Source organism: Micromonospora sp. NPDC000207 (genome assembly GCF_040300925.1).
Classification (GTDB): Bacteria; Actinomycetota; Actinomycetes; order Mycobacteriales; family Micromonosporaceae; genus Micromonospora.
This window is the reverse complement of the sequence record NZ_JBEPEQ010000172.1, coordinates 1-8242: the sequence shown is the minus strand read 5'-3', so window position 1 is coordinate 8242 and position 8242 is coordinate 1. Positions and strand designations below refer to the sequence as shown.

Here is an 8242-nt window from a genome sequence, read left to right as displayed (position 1 = left end):
CGGGTGGCGCAGTGGCGGGTGCGGCGGCGGATGTCCCAGCAGGTGTTCGCCGACCGGTTGGGGAAGTCGAAGAGTTGGGTGGACAAGGTCGAGCGGGGTGTCCGGGCGTTGGACAGGTTCTCGGTGATCCAGGAGATCGGCGAGGTGCTCCGGGTCGATCCCCTGGTGCTGGTCGGCCGCGATGCTCCACCGCCGGTGGTCGCGGATCGGGGCGCGGACGGGCTCGACCACCTTCGGGCGGCGCTGGCCTGTTACGACGTCTTCCGCGCGGACGTGCCGGGGTGGTGCGTTCCGGCGGAGGAGGTGACGCGGCACGTCGGCCACGCCTGGTTGACCTTCCAACACGGGCACTACACCCAGTCGGTGAGGATGCTGCCCGGTCTGGTCGACGCTACCCAGCGGCTCCACGCGGTGAACCCGGGGGCGGGGGCGGGGCTGCTCGTTCAGGTGTATCGAATCACCGCGTCCCTCCTGGTCAAGCTCGGTGACACCGGTCTGGCCTGGTTGGTGGCGGATCGGGCGTTGACGGTGGCGGGCGGTGCGCCGGTGCTGGCGGCGACGGCGGCGGTGCAGCTCGGGCAGGCGTTGCGCGGGTGCAGTCGGGATCGGCTGGCGCTGGCTGTCACTGTCGCCGCTGCTGATCGGCTCGCCTCGTCGGCGCAGCGGCCGGAACCGATGGTGGTCGGGGCGCTGCTCCTGCAGGCCGCGCACGCCGCTGCGGGGTGTGGCGATCATCGTGGTGTGGTCGAACTGCTCGGTCAGGCGTCCGAGGTGGCCGGACGGGTCGGCTCCGGCCGGGAGGACCACCAGACCGGATTCGGTCCGGTCGCCCTGGCCCTGACCGAGGTGGTGACGGCGCTGGTGCGGGGTGACGCCGGGGAGGCGGTGCGTCGGCACGAGAGGGTGACCGGTGACCGCCGGTGGCCGAGGCTGTCGCCCGAGCACCGGGCGGCGTACCTGGTGGACGTCGCGCGGGCGTACCTTCAGGTCGGTGACGTGGTCAGGGCGGGCGCCGCGCTGGTCGAGGCGGACCGGGTCGCGTCGGCGGAGGTCCGGTGCCTGCCGGTGGGGCGCGCGGTACTGGCCGAGGTGTACCGCACCGGCCCGGCGTCGGCGGGGGTGACGCGGCTGGCGTCGGCGGCCGGGCTGGGTCGGTGAGCGGGGGCCACCTGTCGCCGGCTCAGGTTCGCAACCGGCTGATCCTGTCGGCCCGCTGGATCCTTCGGGATCACCTGCCGGACGTGGACGGCCGGTGCCCGATCTGCCGGGTGCGGGACTGCCAAGCCGTCACCGTTGCCCGAGACTGTCTCGCCTCACTCGGCGCGCGACCGGAAGGTCGGGTGTCCAGCCGAGATCCGCCGTGACCCGGTACGCGTCGTCAGCTCACCCAGTGCCAGCCGTCGCCGAGGGTCCACCGGACCTGGCACGGGTCGGCGAAGCAGTCGAAGCGCGACTCGGGGGGAAGCGGGTGGGGGCTGTGCAGGTAGCCGGCCGCCCCGTCGGGGATCCCGGTCCACTGTGGCAGGGACAGGACGGTCCCGCCGTCGGGTGCGGGGAGTCGGGCGGCCCGGCCGGTGACCGACAGGTGCCGAAGGTGGTCGGGCAGGGGCTGCCCGTAGTAGTCCTCGGACGAGGCGGTGGTCAGGCCGTCGTCGGGGAGGGCCGGGCTCGTGGTGGGGCTGCCGTCGGGGACGGCCGGGTTGGTGGTGGGGCCGTCCTCGGGGAGGGACCGGGCCGTGGCGAAGTCGGCCTGGTGGAGTCGGTGGAAGCCGCGGACGTAGAGGGACGTCCAGTCGACGACGAGGATCGTGGTGGCGGCGAGCGTCGCCACGGCCAGGGTGGCGACGGCGGGCCGCCATCGGTGTCGGAGTCCGAGGACGGTGGCCGTGGCGGCGGTGAGGGCGAGGGCGAGCAGCCAGGTCAGCGCGAACGTCGCCAGCCCGAGCAGCCACAGCTGGGACATCCTGATGCCGAGCAGGTGCACGGTGGCGACCAGCAGCCAGGCGGCGGCGGTGGCCGCCGGGAGGAACAGATCCAGTCGACGTGTCGACCTCGTCGGAGCGTCGTGCATCGGCACAGTGTCCACCATGGGCGCGCAGTCGGTGGTCACGTCGGGTGGTGTCCACGCCGTGGGTGCCCCCTTGCCGGAAGACCTATCAAGGCTGTAGGAAAAGTGGGACTTCGATGTGGGGCCGCCACGACCGTCGTGTCGGCCGGTGGTCGAGCCGTGCGACCGGAGGGACCCGACATGACCGACACCCTGGTGGACCTGGCACTGGACCCCCTCGGCCCGCACATCGGCGCCGACGTGCGGGGACTGGACCTCGACCGGGCCACCGACGCCGAACTGGCCGCCGTCCGGGCGGCACTGGTGGAGCGCAAGGTGCTGTTCTTCGCCGACCAGCGTCTCGACGACGACGGCCAGGTCCGACTGGGTCGCCGCCTCGGCGAGCTGACCGCCTCGCACCCGGTGGTCGCCGGCGTGGACGAGCGCCACCCGGAGGTGTACGAGCTGGACAGCGCCGACAACGGTTTCGCCGACGTGTGGCACACCGACGTGACGTTCATGCCGCGCCCGCCCCTGGGGTCGATCCTGCGGGCGGTCACCCTGCCGGCCGGTGGTGGGGACACGACCTGGGCGGACAGCCAGTTGGCGTACGACTCCCTCGCCGAACCGGTGCGGCGGCTGGTGGACCGGCTGGTGGCCGTGCACGACGGCAACCGGGAGTTCGGCTACTACCTCGCCCACCGGCGGGGTGGCCGGGGCAGCGTGTGGGAGGGGGAGGTGGTGACCCGTCTCGACCCGGTGGAGCACCCGGTGGTCCGGGTGCACCCGGAGACCGGACGCCGGGGCCTGTTCGTCAACCCCGGATTCACCTCCCACGTCGTCGGGGTGTCCGAGGCCGAGAGTCGGGGGATCCTGGACCTGCTCTACGCCCACCTGACCAGGCCGGAGCACCTGGTCCGGCACCGGTGGCGGCCGGGGGACGTGGCGATCTGGGACAACCGCAGCACCGCCCACTACGCCAACCGTGACTACGGCACCGCCCGGCGGGTGATGCACCGGATCACCCTGCGCGGAGACCACCCCCGGGGTCCGGTGGACCCGTGGCGGGGCCCGGCGGTCGTGGACGTCAGTGGGTGAGGGTGAGGGTGACCAGGAAGGCCGGGTGGTCGGTGGTGCCCTCCATCCCGATCGCCCGGGTGGCCGCGACGGGCAGGTCGTCGGTGGCCATGAACTGTTGCACGCCGCCGTCGTGCCGGTGCTGGTAGTCGACCGGGACGCAGGCCCGCACGTCGGGGTCGCCGCCGTGGCGGAGGTTGAGGTCGCCGCTGACCACCGTCGGCAGGTAGCGGCCGTCGGCGTGCAGCTGTGGGATCGCCGTACCGAGCAGGTGGTTGCACTGGGCGAGGGCCAGTGTCGAACTGGTGTAGGCCAGGTGTGTGGTGCACGCGTGGTAGGCGCTGCCCGCCTCGACGCAGAGCCAGGCGCGCTCCTCGGGGTCGTCGGGGTCCTGCGCCGGATAGATCCCGCTGTGTACGGCGTGTCCCCGGTCGCCCGTCGGCACGTGCGCCACCACCCCGACGCCGTACTCCTGGCCGTTGAGGCAGTGGTAAGGGCCGCCGGTGCGGCGGTTGCGGGCGGGGGCGAAGGCCGGAGCGACCGCGTCGTCGCCGTGGACGGCGGCCATCGCCGAGCGGAGGAGCTCCAGGTCGTCCCGGCAGGCCTCGTTGAGCGTCACCACGTGGGGTCTCTCGACCCGGACCAGCTCGGCCGCCCGCGCCGGTGCCTCCCCGGTGTGGCACCCGGCGAGCCCGCTGCTGCACAGGTTGACCTGCAACACGCGTAGTTCGACGGGGGTGGGTGCGTCGTCGGCCCCGGGTGCGGTGACGGTGCATCCGGCCAGCAGCAGGACTGTCGCGAGCAGGAGGCGGGCGGCGCGCGACGGCCCTCGGAGTGGGGACTGACGACCGGCCATGCACCTGCCTTGCTGCGCGGGGGTGGGAAGTCTACCGGGGGTCGGAGCCGTCGACCCGGGCCGGTACGGATGTCCCGGGAGGGCGGGCGGTCGTCCCTGCCGTCCGGGACACCCCGCCCACCAGTGTCGAAGCCGTCAGGGCTCGACGAGGCCGGGTTCCACCCGGTCCATCCCGGTGGGAGGAACCTGTGTTGCGGACAGTGGCAAGAGGCCCCGGGGGGCGTGCCCGCCCCTTCGGGAGGTCACCGGGGCGCCGGGGCGCGTTCGGGCGGTGGTGCGCCGTCGGGATCGCCGCGGTGCTGGCGGTGACCATGCACCAGACTCCGGCGCGGGCCGACGACCCGGTGCCGTTCGACGAACACGCTGTGCACGGCGCCCTTTTCGCGGCGGTGGTGCAGCTGCGCGACAACGGCGCGGCGGGGCTGACCGACGCTCTGCTCACCGCCGAACTGCTGGACTGGCGGGCGGCGAACCCGAGCGCCGACGCCGCCCAGATCACCGCGCACGCCACCGGCACCCGGGCGGCGGTCGCCCCGGTCGTGCCGGAGGGTTCCGGTGAGGAGCGGTCCCGGTTCGCCCTGGCGATGGCGCTGCTGGCCCGGTTGGGGGCGACCCCGTCCAGCGGCGCGGTGCTCACCGGCCCGGCGTTGCGGCTCTTCCTGGACAGCACCGTCGGCGCCGAGGGTGCCAACGTGGTGCCGGACATGCTGAACCTGGTCCGGGGCGGATACCAGGACGCCGCGTGGAACGCCCGCTCCCGGGACGTGGTCCGGGACACCTGGGTGGAGCTGCACCGGCGGGCGAAGGTGGACGAGGCCCTGGCGCTCGGCTGGGACACCGCCTTCACCGCCCGCACCCAGACGCCGGTACGGACGCCGGTGGACACCCTCCTGGCCACCCGGATCCACGACCCGCGCCCCGACGGCAACTCCGGCACCCTCGGCCACTACGTGCCGCTGACCGCCATCCGGGCCGAACGCGACGACCCCGCCGCGTACCGGACGCTGGTGCAGGAGCGGGCGTACGCCGCGCTGGCAGTGCTGGACGCGAGCGGACGGGCCCGGATCGACGAGGTGGTGGCCAGGGCGACGACGTACCCGCTCAACGGGAACCCGAAGCCGACCCAGGCGGTGATCGACGAGGAGAAGCGCAAGACCGCCGAGAACAGGACAGTCTTCGAGGGGCTGGGCTCCACGGTGAGCGTCCTGTCCACGGTGATGGGATTCCACGACAGGAAGTTCGGCAAGCAGCTGGAGACGATCGGCAAGGCCGTCGTCACCTCGGTCACCGCGATCAACACCTACATGACCACCATCCTCGGCCAGGGGTTGAGCGCGGCCGCCACCGCGATGGGCACGGCGGTGCTGACCGGTAACCTGCTCGGCGCGGCGGTGAGCCTGATCGGTCTCTTCGCCGGTGGGGGCGACCCGAACGCCGCGGTGCAGGCCGAGATCGGCAAGCTCCGGGAGCAGATCAACCGCCTCGCCCAGGGCATGGACCGGCGGTTCGACCGGATCGAGTCGGCGCTGACCGAGATGTACGGCAACCTGATCGCCCAGCTCGACGCGCTGACCAGGTCCCTGGACCAGGTGCACGCCAACCTCGGTCGGATCGCCACCCAGCTGCAGACCATCGAACGCAAGATCGACTCGATGGCGCTGGCCACCCACGCGGCGCTGGAGCAGATCGCCACCGACCCGCTCAACTCGGTGATCACCACGTACGTGCACCACAAGGAGATCACCGGGCAGCCGATCCCGGACTACATCAACACCTACTTCCCGAAGGCCGAGTCGCCGACGTTCGAGTTCGCCACGGTACGGGCGCAGGGGCAGGGGACCTTCACCGTCCCGGCCGGCACCAGCACCGTCGACCCGGTCTCGCAGCTCGACCTCTTCCTGCCCGAGGGCTCGGTCAACTACCTGGCACAGTGGGCCGGACAGCGGGTCGGGGGCACCTGGGCCAGCGGACGGGTCGCCAACGCCGCCGCGTGGAAGACCGCCGCCCGCACGTACAACATCCTGCAGTTGCAGAACCCGCAGTACGCCCGGCAGATCACCCCGGCGCGGGCCGAGGCGGTCGCGGAGGCCGGCGACGAGATCAACCGCCGGGTCCGGCAGTTCAGCGCCCCGGGTGCCGGTGGGGCCACCAACGCCCTGTTCACCGCGCTGGTAGCCGACTACCGGACGGCGGTGAACGCCTGGCGGGAGCAGGCCGACAACGTCCGTCTGGCGGTGCTGTGGAACGGCAGCGACGTGATCCCCGAGTACGACCTGTGGGGCACCCCGGACCAGCAGATCCCCGCCGGCAACCGGATCGGTGACAGCGGCTCGATCGGCCCCTGCACGGGGACCCTCGGCACCCGTACGGTCCCGTCGACGCTGCGGCACAACACCCTGCCGAACCCGTTCCAGCTGGCCCACCACGCCATGCCACCGGCCCACCGACCCGCCTTCACCAGCTGCTACGAGGCGCAGTTCGTCAACGTGGTGGAGAACGAGGGGCCGCGCTTCCACACCACCAGCGGTGACCTCCAGATCACCGTCCGGTCCCGGGTGAAGTGGTCGGGCGGGGACTGGCAGCAGGTCCGCAGCGCCACCCGGGTCTTCCCGATCGGGGTGTTCTGCTCCTGGAACGTCCGCTCCCAGGAACCGGACGGGTACTGCTACGACGAGCGCAAGTACCTCGACGAGCGGTGGACGGGCACCTACCGGCCGGCCTTCGAGTCCAGCGCGATCCCGGCGGTCGACGCCCAGACGACGACCGCCCGGGCCAAGGCCGCCAGCATGCTCTCCGGTCGGCAGAAGTACTACTACCGGGTGATGCTGGCCGGCACCGGGACCGCCGCGCCGGACCCCGGGACCTGGGACTCGGCCAAGGTGCTCTGGCAGCGGGGCAAGAAGGTCTCCGACACGTTGCGGCTGTTGCAGGCCTACACCGAGCTGGGATGGGGCACCGCCCTGGAGTCCGACGACGGCCTGCGTGGACTGCTCTTCGGCGACCAGGGGCTGCCTGCCGACTGGTCCCGCCCGCGCAGCGACACCGACCAGTCCGCCAACCGGCACCTGCACAACGCGATGGCGCGGGCGGTGGCGAACTACGCCGAGTGCACGCAGACCGACGGCTGGGACCCGTGCCAGGGTGACCGGTCGGGGTTCCTGCCCCTGGCCGACCAGGGCCAGTACGGGCCGGGCTGCGCCCAGCCGACCACCGCTCCCCGTGATCCGCTCAGCGCCTGCCTGGTCGGTGCCGCCCAGGTCCGCGCCGACCAGCTCGCCGCCAGGTACACCCACTGGTCGGGTCGGGTGCACGCCGGAACGCACGTCGAAGGGCTGCCGGACGTGACCGCCACCGTCGACATGACCCGGGCGGCCAGCGGGGCGATCCGGCTGGGCTGACCGGTCGGGCCGACAGGTCGGGCGATGGTCCCACCGGCTCGGGACGGATGTCCCGGGCCGGTGGGACCTCGGTGGGCCGACGATGGACGGGGTGGGACGTTCACCCACGAAACCGGTACCGATGTCGGTGCCACTGTGGACGGCTGCCGTCTACGCTGCGCTCGATCCCGAGGAGACCGCCATGCCCCTGCCTTCGCCCGACCACCAGGCCCACGACCACGACCAGCGGATCGTGGTGGTCGCCGCCGACAACACCCTCTGCCACGTGTACGAGAGCTTCACCGAGCTGCTCGACGAGCCACGGCACTACGACACGCTCGACGGCGGGGTGGAGTTCTTCGACGTCACCGGCCGCCGACTGACCCCGGTCTTCTCCCCGGACTGGCAGTTGACCGGCCTGCAACCGACTGTCGAACCGGCCGAACCGGAGGTGCTGCGGGTCCGGTTCAAGGCGGTCATGGCCCACCTGGACCGGTTCGTCCGCGACCGCCCGGACGTCCTGGGCGACCACCGGGTCGACCTGGAGCAGGTCCTGGCCGCCCTGCCCCACTGCGACGACCCGGACCTGGTGGACGTCGTCGACTCGCTGCCCCGCCACGTCCGGGGCCACCGGGGCAACCTGCTGCACAACGCCGTCCACGCCGCCGGCTGGGCCCACCGCTGAGTCCCTCGCACCCACCACCGTCCGGGAGGGGCTCCGTTGCCGCCGACCGCACCACCCCTGCCCGCCCGCCGCCGGGCCCTGGTCGTGGCGGGGGTGGTCGTCGCCCTCCTCGTCCTGGCCGGACACCTGTGGAGCCGGGAACCCGCCGCCGCCGGGCCGGTCGCGGTGACCGCGGGTCTCGCCGTCGCGTTCACCGCCCT

General features: G+C 72.8%; 6 protein-coding genes. 4 read left to right on the top strand and 2 right to left on the bottom strand.

Annotation, left to right across the window (positions count from 1 at the left end; all coding sequences use genetic code 11):
* Positions 1-1158 (top strand): helix-turn-helix domain-containing protein (locus tag ABT336_RS25970; RefSeq protein WP_350900000.1); only part of this gene is annotated, 1158 nt, incomplete at its 5' end.
* A gap of 220 nt (positions 1159-1378) precedes the next feature.
* Here ABT336_RS25970 and ABT336_RS25965 read toward each other — a convergent pair.
* Positions 1379-2071 carry a hypothetical protein gene (locus tag ABT336_RS25965; protein ID WP_350899998.1) on the bottom strand — a complete coding sequence of 231 codons (693 nt, stop codon included), beginning with the start codon at positions 2069-2071 and terminating at the stop codon, positions 1379-1381.
* A gap of 177 nt (positions 2072-2248) precedes the next feature.
* Here ABT336_RS25965 and ABT336_RS25960 point away from each other — a divergent pair, with 177 nt between their 5' ends.
* Complete coding sequence (locus tag ABT336_RS25960) at positions 2249-3145, top strand: TauD/TfdA dioxygenase family protein (protein WP_350899996.1); 897 nt, start codon at positions 2249-2251, stop codon at positions 3143-3145.
* On the opposite strand, the gene ABT336_RS25955 is transcribed toward ABT336_RS25960, so the two are convergent.
* The gene (locus tag ABT336_RS25955; RefSeq protein ID WP_350899994.1) at positions 3135-3980 is read right to left on the bottom strand and encodes an endonuclease/exonuclease/phosphatase family protein; all 846 of its coding nucleotides are present in this window, start codon (positions 3978-3980) and stop codon (positions 3135-3137) included. The genes ABT336_RS25960 and ABT336_RS25955 overlap by 11 nt on opposite strands.
* A 305-nt stretch (positions 3981-4285) precedes the next feature.
* Here ABT336_RS25955 and ABT336_RS25950 point away from each other — a divergent pair, with 305 nt between their 5' ends.
* Positions 4286-7378, top strand: a complete 3093-nt coding sequence (locus ABT336_RS25950; protein ID WP_350899992.1) for a hypothetical protein — start codon at positions 4286-4288, stop codon at positions 7376-7378.
* 181 nt (positions 7379-7559) lie between these two features.
* Positions 7560-8042, top strand: a complete 483-nt coding sequence (locus ABT336_RS25945; RefSeq protein ID WP_350899990.1) for a hypothetical protein — start codon at positions 7560-7562, stop codon at positions 8040-8042.
* The last annotated feature ends 200 nt before the right edge of the window (positions 8043-8242 follow it).